This window comes from Balneola sp. EhC07 (assembly GCF_001650905.1).
Classification (GTDB): domain Bacteria; phylum Bacteroidota; class Rhodothermia; order Balneolales; family Balneolaceae; genus Balneola.
Window position 1 is genome coordinate 124,724 of the sequence record NZ_LXYG01000018.1, and the last position, 22,098, is coordinate 146,821.

20 protein-coding genes are annotated in these 22,098 nt (G+C 37.4%); 9 read left to right on the forward strand and 11 right to left on the reverse strand.

Annotation, left to right across the window (positions count from 1 at the left end):
• Positions 1–7: 7 nt before the first annotated feature.
• Genes A8B79_RS12370 through deoC form a run of 3 tightly spaced genes read right to left on the reverse strand, consistent with a single transcriptional unit; the run spans position 8 to position 2,991 of the window.
• Complete coding sequence (locus tag A8B79_RS12370; RefSeq protein ID WP_066223218.1) at positions 8–1,513, reverse strand: aldehyde dehydrogenase family protein; 1,506 nt, start codon at positions 1,511–1,513, stop codon at positions 8–10.
• A gap of 11 nt (positions 1,514–1,524) precedes the next feature.
• Positions 1,525–2,097: a transposase gene (locus A8B79_RS12375; RefSeq protein WP_153038435.1), complete on the reverse strand. Its 573-nt coding sequence runs from the start codon at positions 2,095–2,097 to the stop codon at positions 1,525–1,527.
• Complete coding sequence (gene deoC, locus A8B79_RS12380; protein ID WP_442855485.1) at positions 2,098–2,991, reverse strand: deoxyribose-phosphate aldolase; 894 nt, start codon at positions 2,989–2,991, stop codon at positions 2,098–2,100. It abuts the gene before it with no gap.
• 196 nt (positions 2,992–3,187) lie between these two features.
• Here deoC and A8B79_RS12385 point away from each other — a divergent pair, with 196 nt between their 5' ends.
• Together A8B79_RS12385 and A8B79_RS12390 are read left to right on the forward strand one after the other, a co-directional pair.
• Positions 3,188–3,589 carry a DUF1761 domain-containing protein gene (locus A8B79_RS12385; RefSeq protein ID WP_066223221.1) on the forward strand — a complete coding sequence of 134 codons (402 nt, stop codon included), beginning with the start codon at positions 3,188–3,190 and terminating at the stop codon, positions 3,587–3,589.
• 29 nt (positions 3,590–3,618) lie between these two features.
• Positions 3,619–4,575 carry a TolB family protein gene (locus tag A8B79_RS12390; protein ID WP_066223223.1) on the forward strand — a complete coding sequence of 319 codons (957 nt, stop codon included), beginning with the start codon at positions 3,619–3,621 and terminating at the stop codon, positions 4,573–4,575.
• Here the strand turns inward: A8B79_RS12390 and A8B79_RS12395 are convergent.
• The gene (locus A8B79_RS12395; RefSeq protein ID WP_153038436.1) at positions 4,572–5,177 is read right to left on the reverse strand and encodes a hypothetical protein; all 606 of its coding nucleotides are present in this window, start codon (positions 5,175–5,177) and stop codon (positions 4,572–4,574) included. The genes A8B79_RS12390 and A8B79_RS12395 overlap by 4 nt on opposite strands.
• A 7-nt stretch (positions 5,178–5,184) precedes the next feature.
• The gene (locus A8B79_RS12400; RefSeq protein WP_066223227.1) at positions 5,185–6,198 is read right to left on the reverse strand and encodes a glycosyltransferase family 2 protein; all 1,014 of its coding nucleotides are present in this window, start codon (positions 6,196–6,198) and stop codon (positions 5,185–5,187) included.
• Positions 6,199–6,302: 104 nt separating this feature from the next.
• Here A8B79_RS12400 and A8B79_RS12405 point away from each other — a divergent pair, with 104 nt between their 5' ends.
• Positions 6,303–6,806, forward strand: a complete 504-nt coding sequence (locus A8B79_RS12405) for a metallophosphoesterase family protein (RefSeq protein ID WP_066223230.1) — start codon at positions 6,303–6,305, stop codon at positions 6,804–6,806.
• 124 nt (positions 6,807–6,930) lie between these two features.
• Here the strand turns inward: A8B79_RS12405 and serA are convergent, their stop codons facing one another.
• Complete coding sequence (serA, locus tag A8B79_RS12410; RefSeq protein WP_066223232.1) at positions 6,931–8,172, reverse strand: phosphoglycerate dehydrogenase; 1,242 nt, start codon at positions 8,170–8,172, stop codon at positions 6,931–6,933.
• A 209-nt stretch (positions 8,173–8,381) separates the two neighbouring features.
• On the opposite strand from serA, the gene A8B79_RS12415 reads away from it, so the two are divergent.
• Positions 8,382–9,581 (forward strand): serine hydrolase domain-containing protein, encoded by a 1,200-nt coding sequence (locus A8B79_RS12415; protein ID WP_066223233.1) that lies wholly within the window; start codon positions 8,382–8,384, stop codon positions 9,579–9,581.
• Positions 9,582–9,598: 17 nt separating this feature from the next.
• Here the strand turns inward: A8B79_RS12415 and A8B79_RS12420 are convergent, their stop codons facing one another.
• The gene (locus A8B79_RS12420; protein ID WP_066223234.1) at positions 9,599–10,378 is read right to left on the reverse strand and encodes a class I SAM-dependent methyltransferase; all 780 of its coding nucleotides are present in this window, start codon (positions 10,376–10,378) and stop codon (positions 9,599–9,601) included.
• 358 nt (positions 10,379–10,736) lie between these two features.
• A complete protein-coding gene (locus A8B79_RS12425) occupies positions 10,737–12,383 on the reverse strand; it encodes an ABC1 kinase family protein (RefSeq protein WP_082894176.1) in 1,647 nt (548 codons plus the stop codon).
• 857 nt (positions 12,384–13,240) lie between these two features.
• Here A8B79_RS12425 and A8B79_RS12430 point away from each other — a divergent pair.
• From A8B79_RS12430 to A8B79_RS12440, 3 genes are read left to right on the forward strand one after another with little or no spacing between them, the layout of a single operon-like run.
• On the forward strand, positions 13,241–13,636 hold the full coding sequence (locus A8B79_RS12430) for a hypothetical protein (RefSeq protein ID WP_066223238.1): 396 nt from the start codon (positions 13,241–13,243) through the stop codon (positions 13,634–13,636).
• Complete coding sequence (locus A8B79_RS12435; protein ID WP_066223239.1) at positions 13,636–16,005, forward strand: tetratricopeptide repeat-containing sensor histidine kinase; 2,370 nt, start codon at positions 13,636–13,638, stop codon at positions 16,003–16,005. The genes A8B79_RS12430 and A8B79_RS12435 overlap by 1 nt, the downstream gene beginning before the upstream one ends.
• Position 16,006: 1 nt before the next feature.
• Entirely contained in the window at positions 16,007–16,663 is a 657-nt protein-coding gene (locus A8B79_RS12440; RefSeq protein WP_066223241.1) for a response regulator transcription factor, read from the forward strand.
• 701 nt (positions 16,664–17,364) lie between these two features.
• Here the strand turns inward: A8B79_RS12440 and A8B79_RS12445 are convergent.
• The 3 genes from A8B79_RS12445 to A8B79_RS12460 all read right to left on the reverse strand — a co-directional run bounded on the left by A8B79_RS12445 (position 17,365) and on the right by A8B79_RS12460 (position 20,292).
• The gene (locus tag A8B79_RS12445) at positions 17,365–17,778 is read right to left on the reverse strand and encodes a DUF6326 family protein (RefSeq protein ID WP_066223245.1); all 414 of its coding nucleotides are present in this window, start codon (positions 17,776–17,778) and stop codon (positions 17,365–17,367) included.
• Positions 17,779–18,226: 448 nt separating this feature from the next.
• Complete coding sequence (locus A8B79_RS12455; protein WP_066223248.1) at positions 18,227–19,174, reverse strand: M28 family metallopeptidase; 948 nt, start codon at positions 19,172–19,174, stop codon at positions 18,227–18,229.
• Positions 19,175–19,176: 2 nt separating this feature from the next.
• Positions 19,177–20,292, reverse strand: coding sequence for a serine hydrolase domain-containing protein (locus A8B79_RS12460; RefSeq protein ID WP_066223250.1), 1,116 nt, complete (start codon positions 20,290–20,292; stop codon positions 19,177–19,179).
• A gap of 211 nt (positions 20,293–20,503) precedes the next feature.
• Here A8B79_RS12460 and A8B79_RS12465 point away from each other — a divergent pair, with 211 nt between their 5' ends.
• Positions 20,504–21,304, forward strand: coding sequence for a sensor histidine kinase (locus tag A8B79_RS12465; RefSeq protein ID WP_066223252.1), 801 nt, complete (start codon positions 20,504–20,506; stop codon positions 21,302–21,304).
• Positions 21,301–22,014 (forward strand): LytR/AlgR family response regulator transcription factor, encoded by a 714-nt coding sequence (locus A8B79_RS12470; RefSeq protein WP_066223254.1) that lies wholly within the window; start codon positions 21,301–21,303, stop codon positions 22,012–22,014. Before A8B79_RS12465 ends, A8B79_RS12470 begins: the two co-directional genes overlap by 4 nt.
• Positions 22,015–22,098 lie beyond the last annotated feature (84 nt).

The window sequence follows — 22,098 nt, forward strand, 5'->3', positions numbered from 1 at the left end:
TAATTCCTTATTTCAAATTCAGGTAAGCAGATAATCCATGTAATCCACCTTCGCGACCAACACCACTTTCTTTATAACCACCAAAAGGAGAGGTAGGATCAAATTTGTTGTATGTATTTGCCCAAACAACTCCGGATCTTAAAGCACTACCCACTTTAAAGATTTTTGAACCCTTGTCAGTCCATACTCCGCCGGCTAAACCAAAAGGTGTATTATTTGCTTTCTCAATGGCTTCATCAGCAGTACGGAACGATTGAACAGTGAGAACCGGACCGAATATTTCTTCCTGAACCACTCGGTTTGATTGAGACACATTGGTAAATAAAGTAGGGCGGATAAAATAACCGTTTTCAGGAACAGAACATTTACTCTGATAAACTTCAGCACCTTCTTCCACACCTAGCTCCAGATAACTGTTTACTCGGTCAAATTGCTCTTTGGAGTTGATAGCGCCAATGTCTGTGTTTTTATCCAGAGGATCACCAACTATTAAAGTTTCCAATCTGTCTTTCAATTTCATGATCACTTTATCAGCTATGTTTTCCTGAACTAATAATCGTGAACCGGCACAGCAAACATGTCCCTGATTAAAATAGATGGCATTAATAATTCCTTCCACAGCCTGATCGATCGGGGCATCTTCAAATAAAATTAAAGCTCCTTTACCACCAAGTTCCAACGTGTATTTCTTGTCGGTTCCTGCAAGTGATTTTTGAATGATCTTTCCAACATTAGTAGATCCTGTAAACGCTATTTTATCAATATCTTTGTGGTTTACAATTTCAGCACCGGTTTGACCTGCTCCCGTTACTATATTAACCACTCCGTCAGGTAAGCCCGCATCTTTAACGAGTTCAGCAAACATCATAGCAGTGAGTGAAGTGGTTTCAGCAGGTTTAAGCACTACTGTATTTCCACAAGCAAGGGCAGGGGCTATTTTCCATGATAACATCAACAAAGGGAAATTCCATGGAATGATCTGTCCGCAAACGCCAAGTGCCTCAGGTTTTTTTCCGGGGAAAGCATATTCAAGTTTATCCGCCCATCCTGCATAGTAGAAGAAATAAGCAGCGGCTAGAGGAATATCCACATCTCTGGATTCACGAATTGGTTTACCGCCATCAATCGATTCAGCTATCGCAAATTCTCTGGCTCTTTCCTGCAGCATTCGGGCAATTCTGTAGATGTATTTTCCACGAGAACTCGGGTTCAAGTCAGACCATTCGCCTTTGAAAGCTTTTCGTGCTGCTTTAACAGCTTTGTCTACATCTTTTTGAGTAGCTTCCGCAAATTGGGTTACTTCTTCGTTACTAGATGGATTAACACTTTTGAAATATCGATCCTTCGATGGTTTTACAAACTTTCCTCCAATGAAAAGATCATATTTCTTTTTGATCTCCAGATTAGCAGAACTTTCAGGAGCTGCAGAATACTCCCACAATGAAGCAAAGTCTAACTTTGAATTAGGAGAAGTTGGTTTGTAAGTGGTCTCTTTTGTTTTTGTTTCAGACATAATAATTGACCTTAGGTATTCGAAAATTGTTGAACATACCTGGCTGGATTTGAAATAATATAGTTTTCAATATTTATCAGTTCTTTTTGATTTCGTACAATCCTATCATGAAAACTTCTATGCCAGGCAAAGTTTGGGTTTACTTGAGAGCGTATTTTACTGGTACATGTAGCTTTAAAACTTCTAACTAAAGCAGATAAATTTCTGGATTGAGGTCCAAATGTATTTTTATAAGCAATAGATTTTTTGCCCTGTAAAAGCGCATGGCCATGCGCTTTTACAGAAGTGAGATTTCTATCTTGTTCTTCTTTTGATTTAAAAGCTATCAAAGCATGAAAATGCTCAGGCATTACAATCCAGTTGCCAAGAACAACTTCCTTTCTGATTTCTTCAGTTTTTCTCCATTCCATCTCTACGATCTTACCGGCATCAGAAAGGTTCATTTTTTTATTTACAACCTCACCAAAATGACAAATTCTGTTTTTAGTAAGGATTGTGATAAAGTAAACTCCTTCAGCAGAGTAATCATAACCCTTAAGCCTCAATGAGTTTTTAGATTGATATGTGTTTTTACGTTTAATCAATTAATCAATGGAAAAATAATCAGGACCCTGATAGTGCCCCGTTTGTTGTTTTACAATTTGCATCAGCAGATCATTTGCTAGAGAACTAGCACCAAATCTGAAATACTCGTTGTTTAGCCAGGCAGCACCTAAAGTTTCTTTTACCAGCACCAAATATTGAATAGCTTGTTTAGCTGTTCTGATGCCGCCGGCAGGTTTCATTCCCACCATTTTATCTGTTTTGTAGTAAAAATCCCGGATCGCTTCTAGCATAACCAATGTAACAGGTTGAGTTGCAGCCGGAGAAATCTTTCCGGTAGAAGTTTTAATAAAATCAGCACCGGCCTCCATAGCTATATCACTAGCTAATCTTACATTCTCATACGTGTGAAGTTCCCCGGTTTCAAGAATTACTTTTAAATGAGCATCTCCACAAGCTTCTTTTATAGCCGCAATTTCATCAAACACAAAGTTATACTCACCTTCCAGGAAAGCTCCTCGGGTTATAACCATGTCCACTTCATCAGCGCCTTCTTCCACGGCATACTTAGTATCCTCGATTCGGATAGGAAGAGGAGCCATTCCACTTGGGAATGCACTAGCCACACTCGCTACATTGATCTTAGTACCACGTAAGCTTTCTTTAGCAATTCGTACCATATTCGGGTAGACACAAACTGCAGCAACACTTGGGATATCAGGTAAACTTGGATGTGGGCTTTTAGCCTTTTGACATAATTGGCGTACTTTGCCTTCGGAATCTTTGCCTTCTAAAGTGGTTAAGTCAACCATGCTAAGTGCAAGCTTTAGAGCCTGTACTTTCGATTCCTTTTTAATACTTCGTTTATTAAGTCTTCCAACACGTTCTTCAACCGCTACACGGTCTATTGGAACTACTTCGAATTTTTCTTTCAAAATCATATAATTTATTTAACTGAATATAAGATTTTATAGCGGGAATTAAATTCAAGAATTTAAATTAGAAGTCTCGTTTTTCAATTGTTTTATCTTTTGTCGGAAATGTGAAAATTGCTCCATTCACAATTATTCCGTTAATTCGTTGCTGTACACTGAGTAGTGTAGAGTTATTAAAATTAAAAAGGATACAATTATGGAAGAAGTTATGATTAACTGGTTAGCAGTGGGTGCTGCTACTCTGGTAGGGTTTGCAATTGGATTTGTTTGGTATGGACCTCTTTTCGGTAAGGCGTGGATGAAAGAAGCCGGATTATCCGAAGAAGATGTTGAAAACGGCAACATGGCTAAGATCTTTGGATTAACTGCTGTATTTCAGTTTATAATGGCTTATTGTTTAGCTATGTTTTTTGGAAACGAAGTTGATGCTGCTTCGGGAGCTATGTACGGCTTTTTAACCGGTTTTGCATGGGTGGCATTAGCTATGGGTGTTTCCGGATTGTATGAACAGAAATCATTTAAATATATGCTCATTAATGGTGGATTCTGGACAGTTGTATTTACGCTGATGGGATTGATCATCGGAGCCTGGAGGTAAAAATTAAAAATTATTTACTGGTTTTAACTATGGGAGCAAGTCTTTTGGCTTGCTCTTCTTATGTTGAAAAGACGAACAATAAAAAAGAACTCACACCACAACCTGAAGATTCAGCTGATTTCAAGATAGCCTACAATGTAGCTTACGATCTTGATGTTGATAATTACGAGATCTTTGTGATGAATGCAGATGGTTCTGAACAACGAAATATTTCAAACAGACCTGGAGTAGACTGGGTGTACTATGCCCATAAAGATCGTTTATATTTTGTATCAGACAGGGATTCTACATCCCGAAAGTATTTTCTCTACGAAATGAAATGGGATGGAACTGAAGTCAAAAGAATTACCGATTTTTTAGTTCATGACTCATGGATGAGTTCCCGCAAAGATGGAACTGAGTTTGTGGTGGCCATAAATAAAGACGATGATTATGATACACGTGATTTGTATATCATAAATATAGAAGGGGAGATCATTACACAATTAACTGATGATGACTTTCAAAATACAGATGCTCATTTTTCTCCGGATGGGTCACAAATTGTCTTCCGGTCTAATCGTTCAGAATACGATGAGTTGTATATCATGAATGATGATGGCTCCGGAATCAGGCAGTTAACAGATTTTCCGGAAGATGATGAATCAGCACTTGAATGGGAATATCATGCAGGTCCTCCACAGTGGGTTGATTCTACCCGTATCAGTTATATATCCAAACAAAATTATAACTACAGTATTTTTTCTATTTCACCAAGAGGAACGAACGTTAAACAATTGACACCGGATTCAACCTCAAATGGATATTATTCTAATGAGGGTTGGCATTCATGGTCAAGAGACAAAAAATATATAGCGTTCAACGCCACAAATATGGTCGGTAACTACGACATTTATATTATGAAATCGGATGTTACGGAATTGAAGAGATTAACCCGTACTCAATGGTTTGACCAAGCTCCAGTTTTCGTATATCCGGAAGACTAAAGCTTCAGGTCAAGATCGACATATTTTGTTCGTTGACTTTTAAATAGCGGTAATAGAATGCCTGTAAGCAAGATCAGAAAGCCAATGGAGAACATAACCCAAGCTACTGTCATATAATGATTTAATATATTCAGATCAGATAGAATGTTAAGAAAATCATGTGAGGATTTTGGTAAATTTCCGATCAATGGAAGATCCTGGGTGTAAGCGTCAGCGCAGTAAGCAGCACTATCAAGCCAAGCGAAGCCAAGCCAGTATAATGAGGCCTGAGACACAAATATCTTTCGGCCTCTCCAGCTGACAATGAATAGCACAAAAGGGATCAGAATCTGTAAAATGGTGCCTCCCAATACCGTCAGAAATCGCCATCCGAATATTCCAAAAATGGTATGACCGGCTTCATGAATGATCAAGGTCAGGTTATCCATCACAAAGTAGATCATCGAAAATCCGAAAACGTGCTTATAGCTTACAGCAAGCAGGATGTTATATTCGATAGTCATGTAAAACTGTTTAACTATGAACCAGCTCCAGAAAATCAAAATAATGGAAAACCAATACGTTTTAAGAAAGGGGAGAGCTTTTTCCTTTAACGTGTTCATATCCATTTCAGAGAAGTTGATCGAATTTCTTTTTTCCTTTCAGAAAGTAATTCCAGATTATGGAAATGGGCATTTTTCCCAATAATGATTTTACCTTTGGGCTGGTATTAGCTTTTCTTTTTCTTTGAACTTTAATCCAATTCAGAAAAAAGTGAAAGTGTGCTTTCGCTATAGCTACAAATTCTTTAGGCTTTCCACCTAATAATGATTTATAAGCTGCTACCACATCCAAAAATAATCTTATAGGGAATCCGAGAATCAATTCGGAAGTAGAATAATTCTTCCAGATCATAAACAGATTGTTACGGAAATTATAGTACACTTTTCGTGGAGAGCCCATAGCTAAAGATCCTCCACCTAAGTGGTAAACCGTGCTTTCAGGAGTATACATTACTTTTTGTCCGGATCGTTTAACTCTCCAACAAAGATCAATTTCTTCCATATGGAATTCGAAATCTTCGTCGAAGCCACCTAGTTCTTCAAACAGATCCTTTTTGATAGCTAATGCCGCACCACTTGCCCAGAAGATCTCTGAAATCTCATCATATTGACCTTCATCTTTTTCAACCGTTTCAAAAATTCTTCCTTTGCAAAAAGGATAACCGTATTTGTCAATAAATCCACCGGCAGCTCCCGCATACTCAAAGTACTCAGGCTCTTTATAAGACAATAACTTGGGTTGAACAGCTCCAATCGCTTCATCAGACTTGAAGCATTCATTAAGACCATGAAGCCATTTAGAATCTACTTTAACATCATTATTCAGGAATAGAAGGATTTCTTTGGATGCCGTTGCAACCGCTCTGTTGTTTCCGCCACAATACCCGTAATTGTCATCAAAAGTGGAGATAATAACTTCAGGAAAGTGTTCACTGACCCATTCAACGGTTCCGTCGTCAGAGGCGTTATCAGCAAGTATGATCTCGAAATCAGGATAATCCGTAGCACAAACCGAAGGGAGGAAGGTTTTCAGGTGATGAAGTCCGTTCCAGGTGACGATAATGATGCTGAATCCTTTCAAAGAATGAAGTTTGTTTAGAAAGTGTTGAGTATATATAGGAGAATTTAAGAAAAAGTGGTTTCTTTGATTCCATTGTTTTTGAATAAAGATGATAGCAAAAAAGAATGATGAAAATCGGGCTTATTTCGGATACACATAATTATCTGGATCCACAAACACTGGATTATTTCGCAGATTGTGATGAGATCTGGCACGCTGGTGATTTCGGGACTATTAAAATAGCTGATCAGCTTAAAGAAGTAGCTCCGCTTGTTGGAGTATATGGAAATATTGATGGACAGGATATACGGGCTGAATATCCGCTTCACCAACGGTTTGATTGTGAAGGTGTGGATGTTTGGATGACGCACATTGGAGGTATTCCGGGTAGATATTGTATTCCTATTCGGCAGGAGATGGAGAGCAACACGCCTGAACTCTTTATCTGTGGACATTCTCATATTCTGAAAGTTGCCCGGGATCAGCAAATGGATAAAATGTTGTATATGAATCCGGGTGCAGCAGGTCGTCACGGCTTTCAAACGGAACGAACCATCATGCGTTTTACTATTCATGCCGGTAAGATCGAAAACGTTGAAGTTATCAACTTAGGATCCAGAGCGGGGTGAACTAGACTCGATTTTTAAAATAGTTCCATTGATCAAAAACGTTCACCTGTTGGCCTAATAAATTATAAACGGTGAGTTTTGTAAGAAAAATGCTAACAAGCCTAACTTTTTTAGCTACTAATGGTCAATACAATATTCTGGTCTTTATGGTATGCTTTACATTCTGCATTCTTTCAATGAGTTCATCATCATACTCTTTATCTACATCAAGTACTACATAACCAATATGTTCATTCGTTTTCAAATACTGCCCCAGTATGTTGATATCAGAACCGGATATGCATTGATTGATCTCAGATAAAACACCGGGTTTATTCTCATGGATATGCAAAATACGATGAGCATTTTTCTGAACCGGTAAATTCAATGGAGGAACCGTATGTGAACCAACAGTAGTACCGTTATCGATCAACCCAATAAGTTTTGATGACACATCAACACCAATGTTATACTGAGCTTCAATAGTAGAGCCGCCAATATGTGGAGTCAGAATCACATTCGGTATATTCTGTAATGTTGTTTTGAAGGAGTCACCTTTTGATTCAGGTTCTTCAGGAAATACATCAATACCGGCTCCGGATAGATGCCCGGATTCAAGAGCTTCCTTTAATGCGTTAACTACAACTACAGAACCTCTTGATAGATTAAGAAGAACACTCCCTTTTTTCATTTGGGAAATGCGTTCTGCATCCATCATCATTTTAGTAGTAGGGTTACCGGGGACATGTAAAGTCACTATATCTGATCGATTTAAAAGCTCCTCAAGTGAATTAATGCGAGTAGCATTTCCCATGGGTAACTTTGGCTCTGTATCATAGTATAGAACATTAAAACCCATGTTTTCAGCCAATACAGATACTTGAGAACCAATATGACCATAACCTACAATGCCCATATTCTTTCCTCGTACTTCATAACTTTCAGTTGCGTCTTTGAGCCACATTCCTTCATGTGCTTTTCTGTCTCTTAGTGGGATCATACGTTTAAGCATGATCGCTTCAGCAATAACCAACTCAGCCACGGATCTCGTGTTTGAATACGGAGAATTAAATACGGTGACTCCGGATTTCATAGCAGCTTCAAGATCTACCTGATTGGTGCCTATACAAAAACAACCTATAGCTTTTAATTTCGAAGCTTTTTCTATGACTTTCTTGGTTAATTGGGTTTTAGAGCGAATACCAATGATCTGTACGTCTTCGATCTTTTCGAGTAATTCTTCTTCTGTAAAGGCAACATCATACGTTTCAATATTTAGAAAATGATGCTTTTTAAAGTTCTCTACTGCGGTTTCGTGAATACCTTCAAGTAATAATACTTTAATATTGTCTTTTGGATAGGAAAGTTGATCTCCTGATGTGGTCATGTATATCTGTATTTGAGTGAGTGAACCAAAAGGTAAAAAAGTTTTGATACAGATAAGAACTTCGTTTTAAAAATTAAGCATGTGGAAATTATCAGACCTTAACTTTTTATGTAACGAATACTTTTTTAAATCGTAGCCAGTTTTTTGTATCCTTGCCAAGGATTTTTAAACAAAACTGAAACTGTATTTATGCCAAAACCAACCAGCCAGTGATCCGATTCTTTTTGTTAATTCTTTTATCCGTGGTCACTATTTCAACTTTTCAGGCTTGTACGGAGATCAAATCAGAACCTAAAACTGTTTTGTCCGAACCTGAAGAATGGGCGCTAGATGATTCCACCGCTTTCTATCTGGATGAATTCAAATCTGAATTCGAAGAAGGTCTCAAGAATCAACGAATTCCCGGTGGGGCAGTTGTAATTGTAAAAGAAGGTCGGGTAATTTTTCAACAAGGTTTTGGGGTGAAAGAAAGTGGGAAAACAGAACAAGTAGATGAACATACTGTATTCCGACTAGGAAGTGTTTCCAAAGGCTTTGCTTCGGTTTTGACTGGAGTAATGGTAGATGAAGGCCTGTTAAGTTGGGAAAAACCGGTTTCCGATTACCTTGAGACATTCAAACTACATGATCCAATACAAACCAACCGTGTACAGATCAAGCATATTTTATCCCATACTTCAGGATTACCCCGACACGCCTATACAAATTTAGTTGAAGACGGACTTTCTTTAGACCGAATAATTCCGAGATTAGAACGAGTTCCTTTGATCGCTAAAGAAGGAGAGCAGCTGGCCTATCAAAATGCGACGTATTCTGTGATCGAAAAAGTTCTGGAAGCACAAGCAGAGCTGGATTTCGACTCATTGCTCCAACAGAAATTATTTGAACCGTTGGGAATGGTAAATTCTTCTGCAAGCTACGACAGTATCAGGCATTCAGAAAACAAAGCCTCTCCGCATGTTTGGTATTCGCGTTCAAAAGGTCGAGTTCCTGTTAAAATTTCCAAAAAGTATTACAATGCAATTTCTTCCGGTGGAATCAACGCTTCTGCTTCTGATATGGGACAATGGTTGCGTTTGTTGACCGGTTATTACCCCGAAATTATTTCTGAAGAGACTCTTAATGTGATATTCGAACCAGTCGCTACTATTAATAATAAGAGATTCAGTCGGTATTGGGATGGAGTAAATAAATCACATTACGGAATGGGGTGGAGAGTGCTGGATAACGAAGGGCAAAAGATTGTTTATCACGGCGGATATGTGAACGGATACAGAAGTGAAATAGCTTTTGACCCTGCTAATGGAATCGGGATATGTGTTTTGATCAACGCTAATTCAAGCTATCCACTTCAAGTGATTCCGGGGTTGTTTGAGCATTTCAGGAATGATTCTACATCAATTAAATAGAAAGAGATAAAACTCTGTTACTTTAGAATTTTAAAAGACACCATAAACACTATTCTGGTGACCAACTGGCGTAGTAATTGTAAGAAATCTTGTCCTTTTTCTATATACCGAATAGTATACTCTCGTGGTTCAATATTAACTTTACGGGCAATCGCCCAGTCTTCATTGGGATGTAAATAAAATTCAGAATAATTAGGATGTTGTTTAACCAGCAGTTCAAATATCTCTTGAACATGAGGCAGATTCATTTCATCTTCAGAAAGTGAACGGTGTGCTACTCCATCAGTTTTATCTCGTTTGTTATCAGCTAATGCATACGTCCAGAAGTAGTCATCAAAGATAATCCAACCGTTTGGTTTTAAAAGTTTGTCTGACAGGAAAAAAGCTAGTCCATCAATTGTCCAGTTTTTTGGACCGTCTATAATGATAAGATCATATTTGGGTTCACATATATCATTAGTGGTATTATTTTTTATGTCATCATGCAGAAACCAACTATAACCGGTCTTTGTTCGGATAATATCAACGTAATTAGATAAACCGTTTTGTTCGAGTAAATCTTCAGGCGTAGGTTGATAGTGATCCTTTGCCTCTAAGAGATCAACTGATGTAATTTTACCTTTGCCCAACTCATCAAGAGCAGCTGCCATATAGCAAGTAGCAGTTCCATGAGCTATACCTAGTTCTAATATATTTTCAAGTTTATGTTCTAAAATAAGGTTGTAAATATATTTTGCATTAACCACATTGATAAATGGAACACCTATAATATTATCTCTAATATCTTCAAATTGCATTGCTTAAGGAATATTGATGTGAGTTGTAAAATTGAAGCGTGATGATAACAATTTAATAGTTACAGGAGTAATTATTTATTTCTTAACAATGGGCGAATCTTTTATATGATCTAGATTTAGGATACTCTAACTTGAAAATAGGCATTGTTTAGCTCGAAGTATAAACTTAAAATTTTTATACACTAAAACTGTTTGCATAGAACGTTAGGCAGCTTGTTAGTAAATAACATAAACAGTTTTTACTCTGTGATTAATAACCAATTGAATAGAAAGGGATTTAAATCCGTAACTAATTAAATAATGGTTATAAAAGCGGCTTTATGTACTAACTAACAAGCAAACTATTTCAATCTGTATCTTAGTTAGAATCTTCATCTGTAAGGAATGTTTTGAATCCAAGATATCCGGCTCCCAAAATGGCAATCAGAAAGAAGGTCATGGCCAATCCGGGGTAACCGAATAAGGTGAACTCGGTTTCAACCTGCATTAATAAGGCTGAGCCAACTATTAACGCGGCTAAAATAAGCCCTGCAGTAATACGATTGGCAATTTTTTGAAACCCCTCCATTAAATGTTTTTCATCCAATGCATCGACTTCGATCTTAATTTTATTCTCAGCAAGATTTGAGGTGAATTTATTGACACGCTCAGGCAGCTTTTCTACTAGCTTTTTACTTTCTAGTAATGCTGACATCAAATGAGGGGAAGTAAGGTCTTTGATCATATGCTGATTCATTAAGTCCATAGAATGACGTTGAATAGAATCATTTGGATCAAAATCAGGAGCTAAAGAACGGCCAACCTGATCTAAATTGAGTAATGCTTTCCCAATCAAACTCATTTCGACGGGAAGCAAAAAGCCTGTTTCCCCCGCTACCTGGATCATAAACATAAACACCTTTCCGGTTTGTAGTTCATTCATGGTAGCATGCTGATTTTCCATGATCAAAGTACTAAGCTCTGATCGGAATTTGTCTTCATCAGAGTCTTCAAGTTCTTCACTTAATTCAATGAGGATATTAGCCACTTCACTTGCTTCACCATTTCCTAAATTCAAAAGAAGTTTAAGATAATTGTCTTTGATATCCTGAGAGATATGAGCAACCATTCCGAAATCAAGGAGCGCAATTTTATCATTATCCATTAAATGAACATTGCCCGGATGAGGATCTGCATGGAGGAAGCCATCGATCACAATTTGCTTTAAATATGCTTTGAAGAGTTCATCAGCTAATGCATGTCCGTCAAACTCTAATTTCTTCAATGAAGAAACCTTAGTGATCTTTTTACCTTTTAAGTACTTCATGGTAAGCACTTTGTCGGTGGTGTAATCATCAATTGGGGCAGGCATTACAATGTTTTTAAATTCCGCCAAATTTTTGTCAAGCAATTTGATATGTTCTGCCTCTTTTAAATAATTTAGCTCTCTGACAAGAGTTCTTCTAAACTGATTAAAAAGCTTGTTTATCCCATAACGTTTTCCAAAATCAGTGTTTTCCTCTAAAAAACTCGTGCTCTTTTCAAGAACTTCAAGTTCCTTTAATACTTGTTTTCTGATATTAGGACGCTGCACTTTAACCACTACAGCTTCTCCATTTCTAAGTTCAGCCAAATGAGCCTGACCTAACGAAGCAGACGCTAACGGTTCTTTATTGAACCAATTAAAAGCTTTCGAAATACGAATTCCCAGTTCATCCTGTATGATCTGTTCAACTTCCTCATAAGGGAATGGATCAACTTCATCTTGCAGGCTTGTCAGTGCTTCAATGTATTTGGGAGGAAGGAGATCAGGGCGAGTGGAAAGCATTTGCCCCAGCTTGATATAAGCCGGCCCCATATCTTGCAAATCTTTGACCATATCTTGAGGAGTTACTTCATCTTGTTGGTCCTCATTAGAAAGTTCATTGGCCAATGAATCATTCAGACCTGCATTTTTAACCAGATCACTGTTACCGTACTTCCATAAAAAAAGAGCAAGCTCTTTATATTTTTTTAAATTCCCCAAAATCTATTCCTTTTCTAAATTTATGCAGCATAGAAGTTTACTGTCTTTAGTTCTAACCAAAAAAACAGACATTTTGTTTCCAAGAAAAATTAGAAGGTAATTTTAGGATCAAAAACTGGGTCTCAGTTTCTAAATCTTTCAGCCAAGAAGTAGAGAGGCAAGTAAATTAGGCAAACACATAAAATCCATCTGAAACAGTGCAGATTGAATTGTAAGGGGCTATACATAAGTATAAGCTTTGATTGCTCTTCTTTCGATTAGATTGCAGAAGGAAGTTATGAAGAGTAACGTTAAAAGTATTTCTTATCCAGTTCAAAAAAGAAACATTCTATTCTCCGTTAAGGGTTGAGGTTTATTAGTTCTGTAAGAATCGCACAGCGACTAAACCATGCGACACGAAGGACAACTCTTATAAGGAACCGTATGGCTTCTACACCATACGTCCCGGAAGGCAATGAAGGAGGTTAGTTTCCCTCATTTCTCTTTTCGCTCCCAAATCGATCATCTATTTGATAATCAAACTCTCAGAATCTTGCTATTATTACTGAGGCTACAACATTTAACTCTGGCTTTAAAGTGCGGCAATAAACCTTCATTAACATCACTAAAAAGTATACTAATGAATACCACTTTTTAGTGATTCCTAACTGCAGGAAGTACACGTAATGTTGTTTTATATTTGTTTGTCTATAAATGTATATTATACAATTACCTAAAAGTATAACGTATATCTTAAGTAAATCACTTTTAGGTATATTATCTGGTTGCAATTCAGAGGATTTTGTTACTTTAGTTTTATAATGGAACCTTTCTTATTAATTTGATCTAGGACCAAACTTTAAAACTCTATCATAACCATGAGCGAAAATAATTCTTTTGAAATAGCCGAAGAAGGTACAACCCCGAATGAAATTGTACCATACTTAAGATTAACTGTTAGTGGCACTACTTACACTTTGAATATTTTGGTGACTGTTCCGTACAATTATTCAGTAGGGGATTGCAGCGTAAGTCATACTGATTCAGCAGTAACGGTAGATATACCTGTAACCGGTTCCGGTTCTTCAGGCCCTTGGAAGGCAGTTTCTACTTCTTGTGCATTACCTGATGTAAGTGATACAATTACTGAAAACTCTATAATAACTGTAAATATAACTAATGATCCTTCAGTAACTGATGAAGATGGCGGTGGAGATCCTCCGGTAGAGAATGGTAGTTCAAAAGTTACTTATGAAGATGCTGAAGAGGAATAATGAGAAGATATAATCCTCAAATTAAGTATGTATTGGGGGTAAGAAAAGCTATTCGATGGATCGTAGCAGGGTTGGTTTTTTTTGTAGCCTTGATGCAATCAGGATATGCACAGGAAAAACAGGGTGAAATTGAGTATTTGGCTACCAAAGCCGAAGACTTCTATCCTGCAAACATGGATTCAAGTATCTACTATGCGGAATTTCTGTATTCTCTGATTAAATCCGAAGGCCTGAATTCCCCGTTTGAAGAACAAATGCTGGATTTACAAGGCAGGATTTACAGAAGACTGGGAGAACCTAAAAAGTCGGAAGATTTCTTTAAACAGAGCATTGTGCTAAGTCAACAAAAAAATAATGTTAAGCAGCTTGGGGACTCATACAATCGTATTGGTTTGCTATACCGGGGAACAGGTCGATATGATGAAGCACTAGAAAGCTACCAAAAAAGTATAGCCTTTAAAGAAGAGGATGAGAATATACTAAGTGCCGCCGGGACTCTAAATAACTTGGGGAGCCTATACCGTATTATGGGCGAGAAAGAAAAGGCTTATGAGAGTTATTTAAAAAGTATTGAAATAAAGGAAGAATTAGGAGATGAACTTAGTGTTGGTGGTGCTTATCTGAATTTAGGTAATTGGCTTTCAGAAGAAGCTGAGTATGAAAATGCCATGATATATTATCAAAAGTTTAGTGATTTGATGAAGTCGGTAAAAGATACTGTAGGTTTATCTATGGTTATTTCTAACATAGGAAATATTCATTTTAGCCAAGGTGCATACGCATCAGCCCTGGAAAATTATTTGGAAAGCCTTTCTTTATTTCAGCAGGCTGAAATAAACGACGATAGATTAATGGCATCTAAACTGGAAGATATCGGATTAGTTTATGATAAACAGGGCTATTCTCGTCAGGCGATAAGTTATTTTAATAGAGCTTTATTGGTATATGAGAAGTACGAAGATCCTGAGAGAAAGGGAAGTATATTTCAAAATATCGGGACAATTTATGAGAACTTAAATTTACCGGACTCTGCTCTCTATTTTTATAACCTTGCTATTTCTGAATATGATGCATTGAATAACAAGGAACTAGGAGCGTTTGTATATAATAATATTGGAGTAATTTACAATGTGCAGAAAGAGTATGACACTGCTCTTCAGTATTTTGAAAAAGCGTTGGATACGTATGAGAAATCAAGCAATGAAAGAGAGCTCGCTGAAGTCTATCTGAATCTTGGTTCCAACTATTACTTTCGCTCTGATTTTGATCAAGCTCTTTCCTTTTTCCAAAAAAGCCTGGAGAATGCTCTTCGTACAGATAACCTGAGTGTTGAAACTAAAGCATTATCTGCTATTTCAGATGTGTATAAGATCAAAAATGACTTTCCGAAAGCGTATGAGTACTTAGCCAGGCATAACACGATGAAAGATAGTTTGTTGAATTCTGAAAAAACCAAAGTAATCGAAGAGCTCATCACTAAATATGAAACCGAAAAGAAAGATGCTGAGATTAAAGTCCTATCTGCTGAACAAGCTCAAAACGAAGCACTTATTCAACAAAGGAACGCTGAAAATAAGCTGTTAGTGATTGGTTTAATAGCTCTTTTCGGGGCTATTATTGGCATTGTTTCCTGGTTTATTTACCATACCAGAAAGAAACGAATTATTGCTTCCCAGAAAGAAGATATTTACCAAAAAGAGATTGACGCGATACTCGATAATCAACAGTTGAAAACTATTGGTGCAATGCTTGAAGGTCAAGATAAAGAACGGAAACGATTAGCATCGGAACTGCATGACCGCCTGGGGAGTATTCTTTCATTGGTTAAGCTATATTTCAGTTCCTTAAATGAAGACATCAAAGACAAACAACCGGAACTTTACAATCATTTTGAAGAAGGTAATAAGTTTTTAGATGATGCTTTCCTGGAAGTTCGCGCCATTATTAAAGAAATGCATGAAGGAAAAATTTCCGGAGATGGCTTGAAAAATGATGTTAATGAGTTGTTATCCAAAGTCTCTAAAATAGGAGTGGACGTACAAAGTAATATCAACTTAAGTATGGATCTAGAAACTCATGTTGAAATTAATGTTTTCAGAATAATTCAGGAAGCACTGAGTAATGCACTTAAGTATTCTAAGGCAAATGTAATTGAATTATTGTTAAGTGATGGAGAAACGTTGACATTAAAAATCAAAGACAATGGTATAGGTTTCGATCCTAAACAGATTGAAATTTCTGACACAGATAAGGAAAGTTATGGTGTCGGAAATATGGAAAACAGAGTTAAATTACTTGATGGAAAGTTTCAGTTACAAACAGCAAAAGGGAAGGGTGTGGATATAGAAATTCAGATTCCACTAAATTAATATGCTTAAAATTATTCTCGTTGACGATCATCAAGTATTTGTACAGGGATTGGAAGCCTTGCTTTCAAGATCGAATGATATTGAGGTGATGAAAACCTTCAATAGCGGGTTAGACTTAATGCGTTTTTTAGCAGATGGTGATCTACCGGATGTGTTGTTTCTTGATATTGAAATGGGAGCCACAAACGGGGTAGAGGTTGCTGAAAATGTACTACTTCAATACCCTTCGGTTAAGGTGATCATGTTGAGTACCTACTTTAGTGAAGATTTTGTAAGCCGGTTAATGGAAAGTGGAATTTCCGGTTACCTTTTAAAAAGCACAGGATTTACCGAACTGAAAGACTCCATCAAGAAAGTGGCTGAAGGGAGTTTTGCTTTTAGTCCGGAAGTGATGGAAGTAATTGTGGGAGGATATAAAGATTCTTCAGAATCTAAGGATTCTCAGAAACGGGATACGATTTCGGGTCAACTTACCGACAGAGAAGTTGAGTTGATAAAGCTAATTGGTGAAGAGCTGACAATGAAAGAAATTGCTGATAAGATCTTCCTAAGCGAGCATACTGTCAAAACTCACCGTAAAAACATCATGGCTAAACTGGATGTAAAAAACACTGCCGGAATGATCAAGAAAGCCTTTATTCTAGGTCTTATTGAGTAAATCAATAATAGTTTGCTCAGTTTTTTAATACTGAAACCCAGGGTCAACCCGGAACAAGCTTGGGATTGTAGATGTTAGATAATTCGATGACAGTTTAATAGTGATAATCCTAGAATACTTCGGTTTGATCTTTTGTCCCAATTTTATGCGTTGGAAACGGACCTCCCCGGCTAAGAAATAGATTCTTTGGTTCTGAGTAGCCCGCCCCTCCTTGGATAAGGAGGGGAATTCTAAATTTGATTCTAATTTTATCAACGAGTCCTCCTCCTGTTGCAGGAGGAGACAGAGGAGGTCTTTCTTAAGGATCGTGTGTACATTTACTTGGTAATGTACTTTTGTTCCAATAAAAAGTACCAAAAGCTCCCGACAAGAATAATTGGCGTTAACTCCTAAGTCTTGTTCCTTTTTCAGCAACCAAAATCCGTCAGCCGTGCAATGCCCGACAGACGGAGAATTAACTATCCATCATTTCGCTGAAAGCGGGGTGATGGAGTTAGTGGAAATAATTCTAAAGGTCGGTGTAGTTGGAATCTTTTTCTGAAATCGTCAGGATTATAAACAAGACAATTTTTGTAAGTGAATTACCTGACATCTACAGGGATGACCTACTTACAATGTTGAGTTTGAGTAAAGAAATTTTGTCAACGAATTTTAAAACATCTACATCCTGAAAAGCCAGAAGCTATGTGAGTTACTAGAAATTACTCATATTGAGTCTCTTTCCAGCTCCAAGCGTACCAAATGATAAACAACAAGGCGCTCACTTCAACAACCACAAAGAAAATATAGAATATCATAGGAGTGCCTACGAAAACAGACGCTATCAAACCTAGAGTATGTAACGAGGCGACGATTATATTAGCCCAGCGATTCATACCGTATTTTAATAAACGTGAAAGGATAACCATTACCATCGCAAGTTCTAAAAAAATGGCAGTACTCAGTAACATTTCAGGGGAGAGTAGTGTATTGATTAATTCCTCAGCTTCTGATGTTGTAGCAACAGCCTCACTCATTAAATTTAGTACATCTGCGTACAGAATATTTAGTACATAAAATATCCATAGCGTAGATAGAATAACCTTTGGGTCATTTACAGCTTTATTTTTTTCCATGATTTTACCTCAGATCTTAAAGTTTCTAATTTTATTTTGTTTCAGAGTTATTCCTGCAAAATTATTTTTCTGTTCTTTAACATATAGAAGCTGAAAATTAAAAAGGTCATGCTAAGCAAAACGCTCATCAAACCAAGTTGACCATCAATATGTCCTTCGGGGATATGTTTTACAAATTTGTTAATGATGCTAAGGAAAAGTCGTGTGGCAGACCAAAGAATTAGTAAAACCGACCACATTGTAAGAGTCCTTTTAAAAGCGCCAGGTGACTTAGTTATGCTAAATAAGAATAAGCATAGAATCGTAATTATAAATAGCAGTGGTACAAAACTCCCGATCAATGCATAGAGTATCCCTTTACAAATGAAGAATATCAGCGTTATGCTTAAGCAAATGCTAAAAACCCGGTTCTTAATGATAGCTTTGAAAAGTGGAATCGTTAGGCTTTTCATTTTATCACCAGTTTTTTAATTATATCTGAAATCAGATTAGAAGTCGACAACAAGTAGTTGAAATCTACCGTCTCAAAGGTGTCATCTGGTGAGTCTTTATACGGTGTTGAATCGCGATGGTAGAAAAGTTCTCCTGCTCCGATCACATTGTAGCCACTTGGTACAAAAGCGTCAAAATCTGTTGAACTTCTATCGTAACCGATTGGGTCAATGACAATTTCATAAATTGGGATATTGTGGGCTAAAGCTGTTTCTTTATAGATCGATCTTAGTGATTCAGTGGGGGAGAATATTTCAATTGCTTTGTCCTTGTTTTCGTCCCAGCCGACCATATCAAAACAATGCACCGAATGGACATTCCAGCCTTTGTCTTTGATTAGATTCAGGAAAGCCTGACTCCCGATCAATTCTTCTTCTTCCTGATCAAAAAATGCGACCACAATATTCTTGTCTCTGGATTTCATTTCAGCGACTTCTTTAACGACACTGTAAATGAGAGCTATTCCCGTAGCATTATCAATTGCGCCCGGGGCATTTCTTTTGCCTGTATCGTAATGTGCTCCAAGAATAATATATTCATCACTCGGATTGGTAGCAGGAAGAATACCGTACACATTGGTGCCTCTATATGGACCAAAAAGTAGATCAATAGCCGGATTCAGATTGGCAGAGATGTAGGTTTGTTTCTTAGGTTCGATATTTAATTGTAGCAGTAACTCTTTTAAATATTTTGCTGCTAACTCCCGCTCTTCTTCAGACCATCTGCTACCTATGATCGTATTGTTGTTCAATGCTGAAGCTCCCGATAAATGACCAATAATTTGACGTTGATACTCCGCTTTTTCATCTGAAAGTTCAGTAGCTATAAGTGTTTGATTGGCTTCATTAAGTTGACAAGAGATCAATGTCATTGCAAAATAAATCAGTATAAAAATGATTCGCATGGTTATTTCTCCTTTTCACGCTTCAATATCAAAGAAGCCCATTGCCTCAGAATAGTTACCATAAGATCTTTTCCATTGGAACTGTTTGTCAACATGATCAGGGCACTATTTGTAGGCTGATGGATCAGTAAAGCCGATTCCCAGCCATCATTCGAACCTGTATGTCCGCTTACGGTAAAACCTCCCATGTTCATAATTCGAAACCCCGATCCGAATTGACCTTTTGAAAGTTTGGTAGGTGTCATAATAAAAGACATGCTTTCATCTGTTATGACCTGCTTTTCTTTGAGTATTGCTTCTGTAAACAGTACAAGATCATCGACGGTAGCGTGTAAACCCGCGGCCGCTTTTGCAGTAAATCGTTCCAGATAGATCTCTTTTTCATTTTCATCATAAGGTTTAGCCGATGATCTCAGTATGTCCGTGGAAAGATTAAAACTGGTGTTCTCCATCGAAAGAGGGGCAAAAACTGCTTTCTCCATATACTCTTCAAATGATAAACCGGTCACTTCCTCTATAAGCAGTTGAAGAATGGTGTATCCACCTCCTGAATACTTAAAATCGGTATTAGGTTCATAGATCAACTCAACAGGTTCATCGGCTCTTACAGGACCGTTATCTCCGTTCAAAGAAGCTTCAAGAGAAGGCAATTCGGCGTCAGGAGAGAAGCCCGGATAACCATGAACCGAAAATCCTGCAGTATGAGACAAGAGATTTCGAACCGTCACTTTAGACTCATTAAATTCTGATTCCGGAATCTTCCAGCGTGTCAGATAGTGCTCAACCGGTTTATCCAGATTTAATTTACCGGATTCAACCAGCGTCATTATTCCCCATGCAGTAAATAGTTTGGAAACAGATCCAATATTAAATCCGGTTTCCGAAGTAGTAGAAACTTCATTGCTCACATCAGCATATCCGTAGCCTCTTTTTAAAACGACTCGTTTATCATCAATAATAGCAACTGCCATTCCCGGAACGCGATGTTCCTTCATTAGGTCAGGGATAATTTCATTAATTCTATGTTGTATGGATTGCGCGTTTATGCTAGTTGGATTATTGATGATTCCCTGTAAAGCAATTAGAAGCAGCATAATTGCAGGACTTAATAAGTTCATTTTGATCGGTTTGATTCATGTTTTCGCCAAATGATAAATGCTTCGAATCACAGCAAAAATTATTATGGACAGACATGCTTTACAGCAGGGTGGAAAGCATCCGCTACCTTTTAAATATGGTTAAACACGATGGATGAGTGGTTCGTCAACTTACAGAGTGGATTCGTCCATAATGTTTGCCCCGATAGGATTTCAGAAGTAACTTAGTGAGATGAAATTTTGGTCTAAATACCGTCGAACAATTCTTACGATTGTATTCCTGCTTATTTCAATTATTGGGATGGCTGAGTACAAGCAGCAGCTGGAACAGGAAAAGCTGATACAGTATGAATTTTATTTCTGGGCTTTTGCGATTCTTTTCTGGGGAACGCTTGCCGGCGTAATTATTACGCAAACATACGATCGATGGGAATCATATCAGCAGCTAAAGAATGAACATGCTAAGGCTGAGCTAGCGTTATTGAAAAGTAAAGTCGACCCGCATTTTTTCTTTAATACATTGAATAACTTGTATGGGTTGACGGTCGAAAAATCAGATCAAGCTCCGGATGTAATTTTAAAGCTCTCAGAAATTATGCGATACGTGATCTACGATGGGAGTGATGACCGCGTTTCTTTAAAAAAGGAAGTAGAGTACCTGAAAAAATATATTGAACTGTTTAAAATTCGTTTTCATAAGAATGTTGATATTTCATTTTCAAAGAACATCGATAATGAGAATGAAGAAGTAGCTCCTTTAATACTCAGTATTCTAGTTGAAAATGCATTCAAACATGGAGCCGAAAAGCTAATTGAAAATGCTTTTATAGACATCAAGCTTACTGTTGAGAATGGAATACTCCATTTTGTAGTAAAGAATGATTTCAAAAAGAATACAGAATCTATTAAAAAGGGGATTGGTTTAACTAATCTAATGAAAAGATTGAAACTCATTTATCCTGAAAAGCATCAACTGAGACTTCAAAAAGACGACCAACTGTTTACTGCTAATCTCATGATAGACTTGAAATGATTTCTTACCTGATCATAGATGATGAACCCATTGCTCATGGGATCATTGATAAGTATTGCGAGAACCTGCCGCATCTGACCAAAAGAGGAAGTTGTTACAATGCTAAAGAGGCGTTTAGTTTGCTTTATAAGGAAAAAGTGGATCTCATCTTTCTGGATATTAATATGCCGGAGATCTCCGGTTTTGAATTTTTGCGTTCATTGTCTGATCCTCCACAAATAATCGTGACTTCCGCTCATCAGGAATACGCTATCGAGGGATTTGATCTGAATGTAAGCGACTATTTGTTGAAGCCGTTCTCGTTCGAGCGGTTTATGAAAGCGGTGAATAAAGTATTGGAAGCGTTGGATGATAAAAAGCGGGTACGTGTAGGCTCAAACCCATCCGAGACTACAAAAGCCAGACTTTTTGTGAAAGAGAAAGGGGAGAACAGACAATATCAGATATTAGAAGATGAGATTCTTTTTGTGGAAGCATCCGGAAATTATTCCAAAATAGTGTTGGCAGATAAAGAGATCGTAACGCTGCAAAAGCTGTCAGACATTGAGGAGAGGTTATCGAAAGAAAACTTCATGAGAATTCATCGTTCATTTATTGTTTCCAGATACAAAATTAACAGCATCGAAGGAAATCAGATCCATATTTCAGGTCACGCGTTGCCCATCGGACAAACGTACAGGGAAGAGGTTAAGAAGTTGCTGAATGTGTAGTTGAGTTAAAGACTTTTTCTTTGATCATGATCTCTTAACTTTTGTCATTTCGACCGGAGGGAGAAATCTGAAGTTCGTTAACAA